This window comes from Streptomyces sp. NPDC058701 (genome assembly GCF_042715295.1).
Classification (GTDB): domain Bacteria; phylum Actinomycetota; class Actinomycetes; order Streptomycetales; family Streptomycetaceae; genus Streptomyces.
This window is the reverse complement of record NZ_JBHXSY010000006.1, coordinates 153391-169625: the sequence shown is the minus strand read 5'-3', so window position 1 is coordinate 169625 and position 16235 is coordinate 153391. Positions and strand designations below refer to the sequence as shown.

Annotated in this window: 16 protein-coding genes and 1 riboswitch; of the genes, 7 read left to right on the top strand and 9 right to left on the bottom strand. The window is 69.8% G+C overall.

The genetic code is table 11. From position 1 onward, the window contains the following. Positions 1 to 99: 99 nt before the first annotated feature. Positions 100 to 1281, top strand: a complete 1182-nt coding sequence (locus ACFWW8_RS08660) for a globin domain-containing protein (protein WP_386525467.1) — start codon at positions 100 to 102, stop codon at positions 1279 to 1281. 79 nt (positions 1282 to 1360) lie between these two features. Here ACFWW8_RS08660 and ACFWW8_RS08655 read toward each other — a convergent pair whose 3' ends face one another. The 5 genes from ACFWW8_RS08655 to ACFWW8_RS08635 form a co-directional block, all read right to left on the bottom strand. After that, positions 1361 to 1840, bottom strand: coding sequence for an NUDIX domain-containing protein (locus ACFWW8_RS08655; RefSeq protein WP_386525464.1), 480 nt, complete (start codon positions 1838 to 1840; stop codon positions 1361 to 1363). 60 nt (positions 1841 to 1900) lie between these two features. Continuing rightward, on the bottom strand, positions 1901 to 2806 hold the full coding sequence (locus ACFWW8_RS08650) for a LysR family transcriptional regulator (RefSeq protein ID WP_386525462.1): 906 nt from the start codon (positions 2804 to 2806) through the stop codon (positions 1901 to 1903). 176 nt (positions 2807 to 2982) lie between these two features. Beyond that, positions 2983 to 4131 (bottom strand): cystathionine gamma-lyase, encoded by a 1149-nt coding sequence (locus tag ACFWW8_RS08645; protein WP_386525459.1) that lies wholly within the window; start codon positions 4129 to 4131, stop codon positions 2983 to 2985. Continuing rightward, on the bottom strand, positions 4128 to 4616 hold the full coding sequence (locus ACFWW8_RS08640; protein ID WP_386525456.1) for a low molecular weight protein-tyrosine-phosphatase: 489 nt from the start codon (positions 4614 to 4616) through the stop codon (positions 4128 to 4130). The genes ACFWW8_RS08645 and ACFWW8_RS08640 overlap by 4 nt, the downstream gene beginning before the upstream one ends. A gap of 11 nt (positions 4617 to 4627) precedes the next feature. Beyond that, complete coding sequence (locus ACFWW8_RS08635; RefSeq protein WP_386525454.1) at positions 4628 to 5008, bottom strand: phage holin family protein; 381 nt, start codon at positions 5006 to 5008, stop codon at positions 4628 to 4630. An 89-nt stretch (positions 5009 to 5097) separates the two neighbouring features. On the opposite strand from ACFWW8_RS08635, the gene ACFWW8_RS08630 reads away from it, so the two are divergent. The 4 genes from ACFWW8_RS08630 (at position 5098) to ACFWW8_RS08615 (ending at position 7362) form a co-directional block, all read left to right on the top strand. Continuing rightward, entirely contained in the window at positions 5098 to 5415 is a 318-nt protein-coding gene (locus tag ACFWW8_RS08630) for a cupin domain-containing protein (protein WP_383915889.1), read from the top strand. Between the two features lie 146 nt (positions 5416 to 5561). After that, the gene (locus tag ACFWW8_RS08625) at positions 5562 to 5786 is read left to right on the top strand and encodes a DUF5326 family protein (RefSeq protein ID WP_386525756.1); all 225 of its coding nucleotides are present in this window, start codon (positions 5562 to 5564) and stop codon (positions 5784 to 5786) included. A gap of 292 nt (positions 5787 to 6078) precedes the next feature. Then, complete coding sequence (locus tag ACFWW8_RS08620) at positions 6079 to 6816, top strand: IclR family transcriptional regulator (RefSeq protein ID WP_386525754.1); 738 nt, start codon at positions 6079 to 6081, stop codon at positions 6814 to 6816. 96 nt (positions 6817 to 6912) lie between these two features. Beyond that, positions 6913 to 7362, top strand: coding sequence for an SsgA family sporulation/cell division regulator (locus ACFWW8_RS08615; RefSeq protein WP_386525451.1), 450 nt, complete (start codon positions 6913 to 6915; stop codon positions 7360 to 7362). 150 nt (positions 7363 to 7512) lie between these two features. Here the strand turns inward: ACFWW8_RS08615 and ACFWW8_RS08610 are convergent, their stop codons facing one another. Further along, positions 7513 to 8904 carry a YibE/F family protein gene (locus ACFWW8_RS08610; protein WP_386525449.1) on the bottom strand — a complete coding sequence of 464 codons (1392 nt, stop codon included), beginning with the start codon at positions 8902 to 8904 and terminating at the stop codon, positions 7513 to 7515. A 72-nt stretch (positions 8905 to 8976) separates the two neighbouring features. Then, positions 8977 to 9122: riboswitch (TPP riboswitch) on the top strand. Between ACFWW8_RS08610 and thiC the strand changes: the two genes are divergently transcribed. Continuing rightward, the gene (gene thiC / locus ACFWW8_RS08605; protein ID WP_386525446.1) at positions 9117 to 10901 is read left to right on the top strand and encodes a phosphomethylpyrimidine synthase ThiC; all 1785 of its coding nucleotides are present in this window, start codon (positions 9117 to 9119) and stop codon (positions 10899 to 10901) included. It overlaps the preceding riboswitch by 6 nt. A 346-nt stretch (positions 10902 to 11247) precedes the next feature. On the opposite strand, the gene ACFWW8_RS08600 is transcribed toward thiC, so the two are convergent. The 3 genes from ACFWW8_RS08600 to ACFWW8_RS08590 all read right to left on the bottom strand — a co-directional run bounded on the left by ACFWW8_RS08600 (position 11248) and on the right by ACFWW8_RS08590 (position 14715). Beyond that, a complete protein-coding gene (locus ACFWW8_RS08600) occupies positions 11248 to 12060 on the bottom strand; it encodes a hypothetical protein (RefSeq protein WP_386525444.1) in 813 nt (270 codons plus the stop codon). Positions 12061 to 12208: 148 nt separating this feature from the next. Continuing rightward, positions 12209 to 13384 (bottom strand): metallophosphoesterase, encoded by a 1176-nt coding sequence (locus tag ACFWW8_RS08595; protein ID WP_386525752.1) that lies wholly within the window; start codon positions 13382 to 13384, stop codon positions 12209 to 12211. Positions 13385 to 13599: 215 nt separating this feature from the next. Further along, complete coding sequence (locus ACFWW8_RS08590; protein WP_386525442.1) at positions 13600 to 14715, bottom strand: LacI family DNA-binding transcriptional regulator; 1116 nt, start codon at positions 14713 to 14715, stop codon at positions 13600 to 13602. 361 nt (positions 14716 to 15076) lie between these two features. On the opposite strand from ACFWW8_RS08590, the gene hisC reads away from it, so the two are divergent. Next, positions 15077 to 16156 carry a histidinol-phosphate transaminase gene (gene hisC / locus ACFWW8_RS08585; RefSeq protein ID WP_386525440.1) on the top strand — a complete coding sequence of 360 codons (1080 nt, stop codon included), beginning with the start codon at positions 15077 to 15079 and terminating at the stop codon, positions 16154 to 16156. The last annotated feature ends 79 nt before the right edge of the window (positions 16157 to 16235 follow it).

Here is a 16235-nt window from a genome sequence, read left to right as displayed (position 1 = left end):
CAGGGCTCCAGGTCGGCTGGCACGCTGTGGAACCGGGAACCACGGATGCACAGCCCGTGGCTGTGCAGACCGACCGAGATGCTCGAAGCGAGGCACCGCATGGACGCTCCGCAAACCAGATCGGCAAGACGGGAGACAGCCCCGATACCCTCCGGGGCCGGTACGGCCGAGCCCTCGCCGGATGCCGTGCTCATCCGCCGGACCCTCGCTGAGATCGGACCCGTCGCCGACAAGGTGACCTCGTACTTCTACGCCCTGGTGTTCATAGGGCATCCGGAGCTGCGGAGCCTGTTCCCCGTCGCCATGGACGTACAGCGCGACCGGCTGCTCAAGGCTCTGCTGACGGCCGCCGAGCACATCGACAACCCGGACGTGCTCGTGCCGTACCTGCGCCGGCTGGGCACCGGGCACCGCAAGTACGGCACCCTGCCCGGTCACTACCCGGCCGTGGGAGAGGCCCTGGTCGGTGCGCTGGCCCGCTACGCGGAGGCAACCTGGGGGCCGGAGACAGAGGCCGCCTGGGTCCGGGCGTACACCGCGATCTCCCAGATCATGATCGACGCGGCGGCGGAGGACGCAGCCCCTGCCTGGTGGCACGCGGAGGTGGTCTCCCACGATCTGCGCACCCCGGACATCGCCGTGCTGACGGTCCGCCCCGACCAGCCGTACGCCTTCGTGGCCGGCCAGTACACGAGCCTGGAGACGCCGTGGTGGCCCCGGGTATGGCGGCACTACTCCTTTGCCTCGGCGCCGCGCTCCGACGGGCTGCTCTCCTTCCACGTCAAAGCCGTTCCCGCGGGCTGGGTCTCCAACGCGCTGGTGCGCCACGCCCGCCCGGGAGACGTGCTGCGCCTCGGCCCGCCGTCCGGGTCGATGGTGGTGGACCACACCTCGGACAACGGGATGCTCTGCCTGGGGGGCGGAACCGGCATCGCGCCCATCAAGGCGCTCATCGAGGACGTGGCCGAGCACGGCGAACGGCGGCCGATGGAGGTGTTCTTCGGCGCGCGCAGTGACAACGACCTGTACGACAAGGACACCCTGCTGGGTCTCCAGCGCTCCCACCCGTGGCTGTCGGTGCGCCCGGTGGTCGGCGACGGTCTGGCCGGGCAGCTGCCGCAGGCCGTCGGCCCCCACGGGCCATGGAGTTCGTACGACGCCTTCGTGTCGGGTCCGCCCGCGATGATCCGCAGTGGTGTCGACGAGCTCAAGCGGATCGGGATCCCTGACGATCGGATCCGGCACGACGCGGTGGAGGAGCTGGCCGGTGTGGCCGGCTGAGAGCGGCGGGAAGTCCGCCGCTCTCGGCCGGTGAGGTGAGCGGTCGGCGGTGACGCGAGGCCTCCGCCGGTGGGTGGGGTCAGCCCAAGTCGGCGGCGTGCATGGCCCGCACGCCCTCGATGTTGCCGTCGAGGTAGTGCCGCAGGGACAGCGGGACGAGATGGACGGCCGCGATGCCGACCCGGCTGAACGGCACGCGGACGATCTCGTACTCGCCCTCGGGCTCGTCGATCTCGGGTCCGTGCCGTTGGCTGGGGTCCATCGATTCGAGGTGGCAGACGAAGAAGTGCTGCACCTTCACGCCGGTCACTCCGCGCTCGGCGATGTGCTCGACCGTGTCGACGAAGCAGGGCACCACATCGGTGATCTTCGCGCCGAGTTCCTCGTGGACCTCCCGGTGGAGGGCGTCGACGACGGTGGCGTCCGAGGGTTCGACTCCCCCGCCGGGAGTGAGCCAGTACGGATCGAGGCCGGGCTTGGTGCGCTTGATGAGGATCAGGTCGTCACCGTCGAGCAGGATCGCGCGGGCGGTGCGTTTGACCACGGGACGTTCGGTCATGGGAGAAGAGTGGCCCACGGCTCCGCTTCTGAAACGCGCCACGGCCTGATCAGTCCGGGATCACCAGCGCACGGCGGCGTGCAGGAGGCTGTCGTGCGCCCGTGCGAGGTGCGCGAGCGCGAGGCTGCCGGCGCGTACGACCAGGAACCAGGTGCGCAGCGGAGGGACCGCGGGCTCGGGCAGGGCCACGATCCTCCCGGAGTCGAGGGCCTCCCGGCACAGGTACCGGGGGAGGACCGCGAGCCCCGCGCCGGCCCGGACACATTCCAGTACGGCGCGCAGGTCGGGTACGACCACGGTGGCGGCGGGGAGCCTGGCGTCGGGCACGGTGTCGAAGACGGCGGCCCAGTAACGGGTCACGAGCGGCAGGGACTCGTGGACCTCGACCAGGGGGATGCCGTCGAATGCCGCGGGCCCTTCGGCGCGCAGCCGTTCCGGATCGACGAAGGCGGCCCAGTAGGGGGCGGCGACCAGGACGTGCTCCTCGTCGCAGAGGGCGGTGGCGCTGAACAGCTCCCCGCGGGGCTGGGCGGTGGTGACGACGAGGTCGTGGTGACCGGCGGCCAGCCCGTCGAGGGTCTCCTCGGCCCCGGTCCGGAAGGTGGTGCGCAGGGAGTGGCCCCGGCCGATGAGGGGCGCGAGGGCCGGGAGCACGCGCAGGCTCAGGAACTCGGGCGGTCCGGCGAGGTGGAGGGTGCGCATCTCGCCTGCGGCGTCCTGCTCGGCCTCGGTGATCCTCAGCAGGGCGTCGAGGTGGGGAGCGGCCTTGTGGGCGAGTTCGTCGCCGATCGCGGTGGGCGTGACGCCGCGGGCGCGGCGGTGGAACAGGGGGCGTCCGAGTTGCCGTTCGAGGGTGCGGATCTGTGAGGTGACGGCGGGTTGCGACAGTCCGAGGAGCACTGCGGCCCGGGTGAACGACCCGGCTCGGTGGACGGCGACGAAGGTGCGCAGCAAGGCCAGGTCCACGGCGACACCTCTCGGTGGGGACCTACAACTATAAATATCCGGATAGGCACCTGTCGTTACCGTGATTGGACTCTGACGAAGAGTCAACTAGCCTTGTCGCGTGGTTCTTCGCGCGCGGAACCCGGGGCGGTCCGAGCCACTAGGGGGGAGGCTCGGACCGCCCTTCCGTACCGCTTTCAGCCCCCGCCACCTGCGATGACGAGGGCGCGCAGGACGTCCGCGACCAGGTCCGCGGTGTCCTCGGCGCCGGCTGAGAAGCGGATGAACCCCTCCGGCACGGCGTCCCCGCCCCACCGCCCGCGTCGCTCGGCCGTGGACCGTACTCCACCGAAACTCGTGGCGTCCTCGACCAGGCGCAGAGCCTCCATGAAGCGTTCGGCGTGCGCCCGGTCGGGGAGGGTGAACGAGACCACCGATCCGAAGCCGCGCATCTGGAGGGCCGCCGTCTTGTGGGACGGGTCGGCGGCCAGGCCGGGGTAGCGCAGACCGGTCACGTCGGCGTGCCCGGCGAGCGCTTCGGCGACGGCCAGCGCGTTCTCCCCTTGGCGCTGCGTGCGGAGCTGGATGGTGGCCAAGGAACGGTGGGCCAGCCAGGCCTCCATGGGTCCGGGAATGGCGCCGACGATCTTCCGCCACCTCCGGACGCGTGCGGCCGGCTCCGCGTCGCGGCAGACGACGTACCCGAGGAGCAGGTCACCGTGGCCGGTGAGGCCCTTGGTGCCGCTGGCTACGGAGAAGTCCGCGCCCAGTTCCAGGGGGCGCTGGCCGAGCGGGGTCGCGAGGGTGTTGTCGACTGCGACCAGCGTCCCGCCGGCGTGCGCGGCGTCCGCGAGGCGGCGCACGTCGCAGACGTCGAGGCCGGGGTTGGAGGGGGTCTCGATCCACAGCAGCCGGGCGCCGTCGAGTACCTCAAGCTGCGCGTCCCCACCGGTCGGGGCGGTGCGGACGCGGATCCCGTACGCCTCCAGCTGTTCCCTCAGCAGCGGGAGGGCCTGGTAGCCGTCGTCGGGCAGGACGACGGTGTCCCCGGTGTGCGCGTGGGAGAGGAGGACGGCGGAGATCGCTGCCATCCCGGACGCGAAGACGACGGTGTGGACGTCCTGGCCGGGCGCCTCCAGCTCCCCGATGGCCTGCTCCAGCAGGGTCCAGGTGGGATTGGTGTCACGGCCGTAGGTGTACGGGCCCTCGACGTCGCCGGGCAGGTGGAAGTGCGCGGCGAAGACGGGCCCGGGGAGGGTCGGTTCGTTCTTGACGGGCTCGGGCAGTCCGGCGCGTACGGCGATGGTGCCATCGCCCAGGGGTCGGCCTCGGTCGCGGTCGTTCATTCGGTGTGCTCCTTCACGGCCTCGCGCACGGCGGCCAGCAGGCCCGGGCTCGCAGCCTCGAGCAGGTTCAGGCACTCCTCGAATCCGTCGAGGGAGCCGTAATAGGGGTCGGGTACGTCGGTATCCGCGCCGGCCGCGGGATCGTAGGAGCGCAGCAGCCGGACCTTGGCCGCGTCCTCGGGCGTGGGCGCGAGCGCCCGGAGTTCCCGCAGGTGCCCGGAGTCGAGCGCGATGACGAGGTCGAGGCGGGCGAACCAGGAGGAGCGGAACTGCCGGGCCCGGTGGTCGTGCGGGTACCCGGCGGTCTCCAGGACGGACACGGTGCGCGGGTCGGCGCCGTCGCCCTCGTGCCATCCGCCGGTGCCGGCGCTGTCGACCTCCACCAGGCCGCCGAGCCCGGCCTCGGCGACGCGGGCGCGGAACACGGACTCGGCCATGGGCGAGCGGCAGATGTTGCCCGTACAGACGAAGCACACGCGGTACATGGGAGGCCGGCTCAATTTTTGTCGGGCAGGACCATGTTCAGGACCCAGGAGACGACGGAGATGATGAAGCCGCCGAGGACGGCGGTCCAGAAGCCCTCGACGTAGAAGCTCAGGTCGAGCTGCTTGGCCAGCCAGGAGGTCAGGAGCAGCATCAGGGCGTTCACGACGAGAGTGAACAGGCCCAGGGTGACGACGAACAGCGGCAGTGAGAGCAGCCTCACCACGGGCTTGACGATGAAGTTGACCAGGCCGAAGACCAAGGCGACCAGAATGAGGGTGAGGGTCCGTCGCCCGAGGCTGCTGCCGTCGTCCAGAGTGATGTCGGCGAGGAGCCAGATGGCGGCGGCCAGTGCAGCCGCGTTGGCGAGCGTCTTGACTACGAAATTCGTCATGTGTCTGATCGTTGCAGAGAAGATCCCGGCGGGACATCCGCAGATCAGCGGATGCGAAGGCGCGACTGACCACAAGGGGCACGAGGACGATGAAGGCCTTCCGGCTGGATGAGCTCGAAGCGGAGCGGGCCGCCAATGACGGCGCCTATCTGCAGTTTCTGCGCGAGCGGAACATGTCGGTCGGGCTCTATGCGCTCGACGCGGGGCGGAGCGACCCGCAGACACCGCACCGTCAGGACGAGGTCTACTTCGTCGTGAGCGGCCGTGCCTCGATCACGGTCGGGGAGGAGACGACGACCGTGGCGCGCGGCAGCGTCGTCTACGTGCCCGCCGGGGCGCCGCACAAGTTCCACCACATCACCGAGGACCTGCGGGTGATGGTGGTGTTCTCCCCGCCGGAGGGCTGAGGGGACCGGTCGGCTGAGGGTCGCTCCCCTGATCCCCCTAGGGGTCGGGTCAGGGGACTCCGGGGGCTCACGGGCCCCCGCGGGGAGCGGCCGGCTCCTAGCATCGAGTGCAGGAAGTCAAGGTCGAGGAAGAAGAGGTCGAGGACATGGACGGCATCCGAGAGACGTTCGCAGGCATGCCCTGGTGGGTTAAGTGGGTCGCCGTTCCGCTGCTGGCGCTGTTCGTCTTCGGCGGCGTGATCGCCAGCGTGCTCGGCGCGCTGATCACGATCGCCTTCAAGTTGCTCCTCTTCGCCGCCCTCGTCGGCGGTCTCGTCTTCGTGGTGAAGAAGGCCGGCGGCGGCTCGAAGTCCTCCTCCCGGGAGTGGTAGCCGGGTCTGGGGTGCCGCTCCGCGATTGAGCCAGGTGAGGGAACGTAAGGCCCGAAACCGCTCGCACCCCGGGTATCGGTGGATAGAGTGGCAATCTGTGCCGTTCCCTGGGCACTCGAGAAGCCGGTAACACCGTTTTGACCAGCGGTGATGTCAATGCACCCGCCGAGCACGACCCCCAGGAACCTCGGCACGCGCGGGGGCGGCCCCCGCAGGGCGGGCCTGCCCGAAAGCCCGCCGCCACGCCTGGGGGTGAGCTTTGTCCACGGTTCACAACGGTGGTGTGCCGACGCTGATCGGCTCTGTGCAACGGGCGTTGAGGCTGCTCGAAGCCGTGGGGTCCCACAGTGGGGGAGCCCCGGCGAAACAGCTGGCGCGGGAGGCCGGGCTCCCGCTGCCCACGGCGTACCACTTGCTACGCACCCTGACGCACGAGGGCTACCTGCGCCGGGAGAACGGGGTCTTCGTACTCGGTGACGCGGCTGCGCGACTGGCCTGCGGTGGGATCCAGCAGAAACGTCGCAGCATGATCCTCGACTCCCTCGCCCACTTCCGCGACGTGGTGAGGGCCCCGGTCTACTTCGCGGTCTATCGCGAGGGGGAGATCGAGGTCGTGGGCGTCTCGGACACTCCGGCCAGCCCCGCTTGCGAGGAGTGGGCCGACTTCCGCGTCACCGGGCACGCCCACGCCATCGGCCAGTGCCTGCTCGGCCAGCTCGACGGGAGGTCGCGCCAGGACTACTACGACCGTCATCCGGTCGAGGCCATCACCCCGTACACCGTTCAGGATCTGCGCTCCCTGGAGTATCGGATCGGATCCCTCGAACGGATGCAGCCTGTTACTGAGCGTCAGGAGTACTCCCTCGGCACCGTGTGCGCAGCCATTCCGATCGCGGTTGGCGACGCACCGGCAACCGTGGCCATTTCTCTTCCTCTGCACCAAGAGAGTCGGTTGCTGTCTGCAATTGATCGGCTACGCAATGAAGTAGGCGCGCTGTTGAGCACCCTCGCGTTCTCTATCAGTATCTGAAAACTCACTCCTTGTGATCTGCAAGCGCTTCCACCACTCTTGTCAAGAGGCCCTTGGGGACCATTCCTGGCCACTTCCACAACAGCGGGGTAGGCAATGCGCGAGTCGGTGCAGGCAGAGGTCATGATGAACTTCCTCGTTTCCGAGGAGCTCTCGTTCCGGATCCCGGTGGAACTCCGGTACGACGCTCGTGATCCGTACGCAGTCCGCCTTACCTTCCACCTTCCCGGTGACGCGCCCGTGACCTGGGCGTTCGGTCGGGAGCTCCTTCTTGACGGCATCAACAAGCCGTGCGGTGAGGGTGATGTGCACATCGCTCCCTCCGAACCGGAGGAGCTGTCCGATGTCCACATCCGCCTGCAGGTGGGCGGTGACCGGGCGTTGTTCCGCGCGAGCGCGGCGCCGCTCGTCGCGTTCCTCGACCGCACCGACCGGCTTGTTCCGCTCGGTCAGGAGAGGAATCTGGGTGATTTCGAGGAGCACCTCGACGAAGCGCTCGGCAAGATCCTCGCCGGGTCGCGGCAGAACGAGCAGAATGCCGGCTGAGGCGACGCCGTGCCGCCGTTGAACCGTGACTGACTGTCATCGAAGGGAATTGTGGACAGGCCGTCGGCCGTCGGCCTACGGGACCCGACCCGACCCGCGGCGTCGGCGCGCGGCATGCCACCGCCCGCCGCCCCGGGTGCCCCGCCGCCGTCAGCGCTTGCGCCGCCGGCCCCGGCCGCTGCGCGCCGGGCCCTGGTTGGCCCCGGCGCTGGGACCGGCGGCCGGGGCCCCAGGGCGGTCGGCGGAGACGACGAGGGCGGCGAGCGCCGTCGTCACCGGGACCGACGCCACGAGCCCGATCGAGCCCACGAGCGTGCGTACGATCTCCGCCGCGACCAGCTCGCTGTTGGCCACGGACCCCATGCTGCTGTTCGCGATGGAGAACAGCAGGAGCAGGGGCAGTGCGGCGCCCGCGTAGGCGAGCACCAGCGTGTTGACGACCGAGGCGATGTGGTCCCGCCCGATCCTGATGGCGGCTCGGTACAGGCTGCGCGATCCCATCGACGGGTCGGCCTGGTGCAGTTCCCAGACGGCGGAGGTCTGGGTGACCGTCACGTCGTCGAGGACGCCCAGCGAACCGATGATCACGCCTGCGAGCAGCAAACCGCTCATGTCGATGTCCGGATAGAGACCGTGGATCAGGCCGGTGTTGTCGTCGGTGTTGCCGCTGAGGAAGGCCCAGTCGATGAACACCGAGCCCAGCAAGCCGATCAGCAGCAGCGAGACGAGGGTGCCGAGGACGGCGACCGAGGTCCGGGCGGTCAGGCCGTGGCACATGTAGAGCCCGATCAGCATGATCGCGCTCGCTCCCACGATCGCCACGACCAGCGGGTTCGAGCCCTGGAGGATGGCGGGCAGGATGAAGAGGGTCAGCACGCCGAAGCTGACGACCAGCGCGATCAGTGCGAACAGCCCGCGCATCCGGCCGACGAGGACGACCGAGACCGCGAAGATGCCGGCCAGCACCGCCATAGGGAACTTCCGGTTGACGTCGATCACCGAGTACTGGAGATCGCGGGGGGCGTCCGGAGCGTAGGCGACCACCACCTCCTGGCCGTCCTCCAACTGGCGCGGCGCACCCGGCTGGACGACCTCCACGAAGGTCCGGCCCCTGTCCGGTCCGCTGCCCACCTCGACGGTGGCCTTCTTGCACTCGCCGGTCTGCGCGGCCTCGGCCTCGCGGCCTTCGGGAGTGGACGTGTCCCCGGTCGACGGCACCTGCGAGGCGTTCACGGATTTGCAGTCGACGAAGGCCAGCGAGACGACCTTGCCCTGCTGGGTCTGCCGGTCGAAGCCGACCCCCGTGCGCTCGTGGCCGGGCGCGCCGCCCGGCCAGAGCACCACCAGGCCGACGAAGACGGCGGTGGCGAAGGGGATCAGGACGGCCGCGATGACCTTGCGCAGGTGCTTCGAGACAGGGGCCGCCGGGCCGTGGCTGTGGCTGTGGGAGTGGCCCGCGGTCGGACCGTGACCTGCGTGCGCATGGCCTGCGTGGCCGTTGGGGTCAGTGGGCTCGGTGGGGGGCTGCGGCGAGGACGTCACTGACTGATCATCGCAAGAGATGAGGGGGCCCACTGTTCAGCACGCCATAGATGACGCTAGCGTGGGGGCACCTTTGCACAACGCGGGAGCTCGGAGCACCGGGCTGAGAGGACGCTGATCACCGTACGCGCATCACCCATGCGTACGGGAAGAGGCTGCGTCGACCGCCGAACCTGTTACCGGGTAATGCCGGCGTAGGGAGATCAGGTCTCATGACCATTCAGGACGCACGCACGCCTGCCGTCAACCAGGGCGACGGCCAGACCGAGCGACAGCCGGGCTGGCACAAAGGGTACGTGGCGGGCTCCCGCCCCGACCTCCGGGTGCCGGTCCGGCAGGTCCACCTCACCAACGGCAAGGACGTGACGCTCTACGACACGTCCGGGCCGTACACCGATCCGCAGATCGAGACCGACGTCCGCCGGGGCCTCGCCCCGCTGCGCGAGAACTGGATCATCGCGCGCGGAGACACCGAGGAGTACGCGGGTCGCCCCGCGCGCCCCGAAGACGACGGGATCAAGCACACGTCGCCGCGCGGCGGCCTGAAGAACCTCGACGCGGTGTTCCCGGGCCGTCCCCGTCAGCCCCGCCGGGGCCGTGACGGCGCCGCCGTCACGCAGCTCGCGTACGCCCGGCGCGGCGAGATCACCCCGGAGATGGAGTACGTCGCGATCCGCGAGAACGTCTCCCCCGAGGTGGTCCGCGAGGAGATCGCCGCGGGCCGCGCGGTGCTCCCGGTCAATGTGAACCACCCCGAGATCGAGCCGATGATCATCGGCAAGCGGTTCCTGGTGAAGGTCAACGCCAACATCGGCAACTCCGCGGTCACCTCCTCCATCGAGGAGGAGGTCGACAAGATGACGTGGGCGACCAAGTGGGGCGCCGACACGGTCATGGACCTCTCGACGGGCCGCAACATCCACACCACGCGCGAGTGGGTGCTGCGCAACTCTCCCGTCCCGATCGGCACCGTGCCGCTCTATCAGGCGCTGGAGAAGGTCGACGGCCGTGCCGAGGACCTGACCTGGGAGATCTACAAGGACACGGTCATCGAGCAGGCCGAGCAGGGCGTCGACTACATGACGGTCCACGCCGGCGTGCTGCTCCCCTACGTGCCGCTGACCGCACGTCGAAAGACCGGCATCGTCTCGCGCGGCGGCTCGATCATGGCGGCTTGGTGCCTGGCGCACCACAAGGAGAACTTCCTCTACACGCACTTCGAGGAGCTCTGCGACATCCTCGCGACGTACGACGTCACGTACTCGCTGGGCGACGGCCTGCGCCCCGGGTCCATCGCGGACGCCAACGACGCGGCGCAGTTCGCCGAGCTCAAGACGCTGGGCGAGCTGAACACGATCGCCAAGCGGCACAACGTCCAGACCATGATCGAGGGCCCGGGCCACGTCCCGATGCACAAGATCAAGGAGAACATCGACCTTCAGCAGGAGATCTGCGAGGAGGCGCCGTTCTATACGCTCGGCCCGTTGACCACCGATGTGGCGCCCGCGTACGACCACATCACCTCGGGCATCGGCGCCGCGATGATCGCCTGGTGGGGCACCGCGATGCTCTGCTACGTCACGCCCAAGGAGCACCTGGGCCTGCCCAACCGGGACGACGTGAAGACCGGTGTCATCACGTACAAGATCGCGGCGCACGCGGCGGACCTGGCCAAGGGCCACCCCGGAGCCCAGGAGTGGGACGACGCGCTGTCGGACGCCCGGTTCGAGTTCCGCTGGGAGGACCAGTTCAACCTGGCCCTCGACCCGGACACCGCCCGTGAGTTCCACGACGAGACCCTTCCGGCCGAGCCGGCCAAGACCGCGCACTTCTGCTCCATGTGCGGTCCCAAGTTCTGCTCCATGAAGATCTCGCAGGACATCCGCCGACAGCACGGCGGGGACCTCAAGGCCGACGAGATCCAGGCGGGCATGGCGGAGAAGTCCGCCGAGTTCGCGGCCTCGGGTAACCGGGTCTACCTTCCGCTCGCCGACTGACGCACCGACAGAGGGCGTCGCCTCGGCGGCCGTTGTGCCCGGGCGGCGCCCTCGCCACCCCTTGCGCTGGAGCGTGCTCGAACTCCTAGCGTGCGGGCCCATGACCATGAGATACCGATTTCTCGGTGGGACCGGCATAGCGGTCAGCGCACACTGCCTCGGCACGATGATGTCCGGCTGGTTCAGCCGGACGGGGCATGGCGCCCGCCGCCCTTGACCGACGCCGCCCGGCGGAGGCGACCGCTGGCGGAACGAGCCGCCGGCCAGCGGGCGCCGTCCCCTCCGGACCGATGTTTCACGTGAAACAGGAAGCGTGGTGGGGACGGCCCGCGAACGGGCGGACGCCTCACTTCGGGTCGTGCTCCGGTCCGCCGAAGTCAGGGCTCGTGAAGTCCGGGGGTGAGTAGCCGGGCGCGGGCCCCTCGGCAGGGGCGCCCGGACTGGTGAAATCGGGAGCCGTGTAACCGAGGCTGGGAATCCGGGTGCCGCGTCCGCGCGGGAGAGGGAAACCCGGGCCCGCACTCGGGTCGGCGAGCGCGTCCCGGAGGAACGGCATGATGCCGCGCTCCAGCAGAGCGTGACGCCAAGCCTCGCGCGCCCGGGCCACCTCGTCGGGCACCGCCTCGGACTCGTCGGCCACGACCTCGGTGGAGCTGTTGCGGACGGCGGTCACCAACAGGGCGATCACGGCGCACAGCAGGCCCGCCACGGTGAGCGCGCCGAAGAGCCAACCCGCCGTCAGCATGGTTTCGGCGAAGGCGGGTTCCGGCTCAATCAACTTCAGGCCGTAGCCCACGAGCAGGAAGATCAGCATCGCGGTGCCCGCCAGTACCGGTGCGAGGACCGCGATGACGGCGCCCGCTCCGGCACCGTCGCCGCCCTGTCCGTCGATCTCCTCACCCGATGATCCCGGAGTGGAGAGGAGCTCGTCGCGCCGTTCCGCGCGGACCTTCACGTAATGGTCGTATTCGGCCGCGGCGGCGGCCGACAGCAGCGCACTGGCCCCCATGGCCATCGTGCGCAGCTGTTCGGCGTTCAAGCGCTCGCCGAGGGTGGCGAGCTCGGGACGCTCGGGTGCTGTGCGCAGCGCCTCGTCGAGGAGGCGCTCGAATTCCGGTCGGTCTTCGGTCAGCAGGTGCGGAGCGCTGGTCATGTGCATCCCCCGATGCTCCGTAGAAGCCGGTATGCCCGCGTAGACCCGGGCGCCGGCACAAACGGAGGAGAGCCTGCTACGGATAGAGCGATGGTAGAGCGCCTACGCCACCGGTTGACAGGGGCTTTCCGGAAATAGCCTGCCGCGGTGACGCTCAGTTGTTCAACGGAAGTTGTACGACCAGCAGTTTGCCCGCCATCGTCACCCCGCCGTCCATGGCGATGGCGAGCCCGTCGGCGTACACGTGCGGGCCGTCCACCGCCTCGGGTCCACGGGCCGAGTCGCCGTCCTCCGTGCCCACTTCGCCGAGGAGGTAGGGGATCGGGCTGTGGCCGTGGACAACGCGGCTGCCGCCGTAGGTGCCGAGCAGTTCGCGTACGGCCTGGGGGCCCGTGTCCTCGTCGCGGAAGGCGAAACGCTTGGTGAATTTGCGGAACAGGTCCCAGGTGATGTCGGCGTCGTTGCGGTTGAGCAGCTCGTGGATGGTGTCGTTGACGTCCTCGATCGAGTCGCCGTAGTCGAGGTAGGCCGTGGTGTCGGAGTGCAGCAGCAGGTGGTCCTCCTCCAGGACGGCCGCGTCCAGCCGCGACATCCACTGCAGGTGCACGTCCTGCAGGCGCTCCATGTCGGTGCGCTGGCCGCCGTTGAGCAGCCAGGCGGCCTGGAAGGTGGCGGTGCCGGCGCCCGAGGCGACGGGGGTGTCGCCGAACCGCTTCGCGCCGATGAGCAGGAGCTCGTGGTTGCCCATGAGCGCCTTGCAGTAGCCGCCGGCGGCGGCCGCCTCGGCGGACAGCCGCATGACGAGGTCGATGACGCCGATGCCGTCGGGACCGCGGTCGGTGAAGTCGCCGAGGAACCAGAGCCGGGCGTTCCCGGCGGACCAGCGGCGTTCCGCGTCGATCAGGCCTTGGACGCCGAGTTCGGTGACGAGCTCGTCGAGGTAGCCGTGGACGTCGCCGACCACGTAGAGCGGCCCGGGACCACCGGGAGCGGTCTCCTGGGGGACGTAGTGGACCTGCACGGTGTCCCCGGGGCCGCCGCCGGCCGCACCGCGCCCGATGACGGGCAGGTCGCGCTGGGTGGGCGTGTAGCCCTCGGGATCCTCCGGCTCGGGCTCGTGGGACATCGCCGGTCCGGGCACGGCGACTGCGGGCGCGGCCCGGTCGCCGTAGTACGCGGGGTACGAGCCGTAGACGGGTTGCTCTCCGGCAAACCCCTTGGACACCTCGTACGGGGCGGGCTCGGTGACCGGAACTCGGAAGTCCCGCAGCGTCTCCGTCCGCATCGCGGGTCCCTGACCGGCCCCCTGAGTCATCGACCCCTCCACCACCGTCGCGCTGTCGTACACCTGCGGACCCTCCTGACCTCAAAGGAGGAGGGTCCGTGATGTCGTGCGCCCATCATAGGAATGCGGCTCGCGCTCTGTGACGCACCAGGGGTGGTGAATCCTTTCCGGAGCCGATCCTTCCTGCCGTTTTCCCCCGATATCGGTGTGGGTGAAATCTTTGACGGGGCCTTCGGTCGCGTTTCAGGGCGGTGTGGAGGTCAGTCCTGAGCCGGTGAACGGGGTGGGCTGACGGTGGTGCGAGGCTGCCTGCGCTGCGAAGACGTGCGGATGATCAGTTCGGTCGGGACGACCTGTTCGACGGGCCGCCCGGTGTCGACCCCCTCGATCGCGTCGATCAGGAGCTGCACGACGGCGGTGCCGATGCGGCGCGGTTTGAGGGAGAGCGTGGTGATGGGCGGTTCGGTGGTGGCGTAGACGGTGGACTCGCTGCAGCAGACGAGCAGCAGGTCCTCGGGGACGCGCAGGCCGTACCGCCGGGCCGCGGCGAGGAGATCGGTGCCGTTGGGGTCGAAGAGCCCGTACACGGCGTCGGGCCGGTCGGGTCGGGCCAGGAGCCGGTCGGCGGCGACGGCGCCCGCGCACGGGTCGTGGGCGGGGTAGGACTCGTAGACGGGGTCCTGGCCGACCCGCTCGCACCAGCTCAGGTAAGCGGTGGTCGAGAGCCGGGTGTAGGTGTCGGTGGTGGTGCCGGTCAGGAGTCCGATCCGCCGGGCGCCGGCGGCGGCGAGGTGGTCGAGCAGGTTGAGTACGGCCGCCTCGTGGTCGTTGTCGACCCAGGCGGTGACGGGGAGGGAGCCTGCCGGGCGGCCGTCGGAGACGACGGGCAGGCCTTGGCGGACCAGTTCGGTGACGACGGGATCGTGGTCCGAGGGGTCGATGACGACGGTGCCGTCGAGGGCGACGTTGGACCACACGTCGTGTCGGGAGGTGGCGGGGAGGATGACGAGGGCGTAGCCGCGCGCGAGCGCCGCTGAGGTCGCGGCCCTGGCCATCTCGGCGAAGTAGGCGAATTCGGTGAAGGTGAAAGGTTCATCCCCGTACGTCGTCACGGTCAGACCGATCAGGCCCGACTTTCCGGTACGGAGAGTGCGGGCGGCGGCGGACGGGCGGTAGCCCAGCCGGTCGGCGACCTCTCGAACGTGGCTGCGGGTGGCGTCCGGCAGCCGCCCCTTGCCATTGAGCGCGTCGGAGACGGTCGTGATGGAGACGCCCGCCGCGGCGGCCACGTCCCTGATGCCGGCCCGGCCCTGTCGGCCGGCCGGTCGCCGGGTGGTCTCGGTCCGGCTCACCTGATGCTTCCCTGCTGGTGTCATGGCGAGCCGATAGTAGGGCTCGGAGGGGTGGGTGGTCCGGGTGCATATGCACGCGTTGACAGGCACGTTTCTGCATGGTTCGCCACCCCCAATGACCTTGGAAATGAAGGTACTTGGAGGTAAGTGGGAGGTGTGGCGCTTGTCGTCGGGACCGGGCATGCCAAAACGGTGCGGTCCCGCACCGGTCTCAACTCACCTGCACGAGGGATGCGCGCCACGGCGCAGGCCACCGGCGCGCGCATATATGCGCGCGCTCCCCCGCATTCCAGGCGCCCCCATTCTCGGGAGCGAGGAATCCTCATAAGGTGAGCAGTATTGAGTCGACGGCGACGTCGTACGGGACGGTCGAGGAGGACCTGCGGTGAGCGAGAAGAGCCCGAAGCTGCGCGCCGAGCTGGACGGCATTCCGACATACAAGCCCGGCAAACCGGCGGCCGCGGGCGGAGCCGTCGCGTACAAGCTGTCGTCGAACGAGAATCCGTACCCGCCGCTGCACGGGGTGCTGGAGAGCGCGATCGCCGCGGCCGGCAACTTCAACCGCTACCCGGACATGGCCTGCACCGGGCTCGTGAACGAACTGGCGGAGCGGTTCGGGGTGCCGGTCGAGCACATCGCCACCGGCACGGGCTCGGTGGGCGTGGCCCAGTCGCTGATCCAGTCGACCGCCGGCCCGGGCGACGAGGTCATCTACGCCTGGCGCTCCTTCGAGGCCTACCCGATCATCGTGCGGATCTCGGGTGCGACCTCCGTGGAGGTCCCGCTGACCGACGGTGACGTGCACGACCTGGACGCGATGGCCGACGCGATCACCGAGCGGACCCGGCTGATCTTCGTCTGCAATCCCAACAACCCCACCGGCACCGCGGTGCGCCGCGCCGAGCTGGAGCGGTTCCTGGACCGGGTGCCCTCGGACGTCCTAGTGGTGCTGGACGAGGCGTACCGCGAGTTCGTGCGCGACACGGACGTGCCGGACGGTATCGAGCTGTACCGCGACCGCCCCAACGTCGCCGTGCTGCGTACGTTCTCCAAGGCGTACGGTCTGGCCGGCCTGCGCGTCGGCTTCGCGGTGGCGCACGAGCCGGTGGCCGCCGCGCTGCGCAAGACGGCGGTGCCCTTCGGGGTCAGCCAGCTCGCCCAGGACGCGGCGGTGGCTTCGCTGCGCGCCGAGGACGAGCTGATGGGCCGGGTCGGGTCGCTGGTGGGCGAGCGCGCCCGGGTGCACGAGACCCTCCTCGCGCAGGGCTGGACGGTCCCGGACACGCAGGCGAACTTCGTGTGGATGCGCCTGGGGGAGCGGACCGCCGACTTCGCGGCGGCCTGCGAGAAGGCCGGTGTGGTGGTCCGGCCCTTCGCGGGTGAGGGCCTGCGGGTCACGATCGGTGAGACCGAGGCGAACGACCTCTTCCTGCACACGGCGGGGGCGTTCTTCAAGGAGCTGTAGGCGGAGCGGCGGCCGGTTCGCCGGCCGGTGCGCGGACCGGTGTGCCGGCCGATGCGCCCGGACTGGGGCCGGGCCCGGT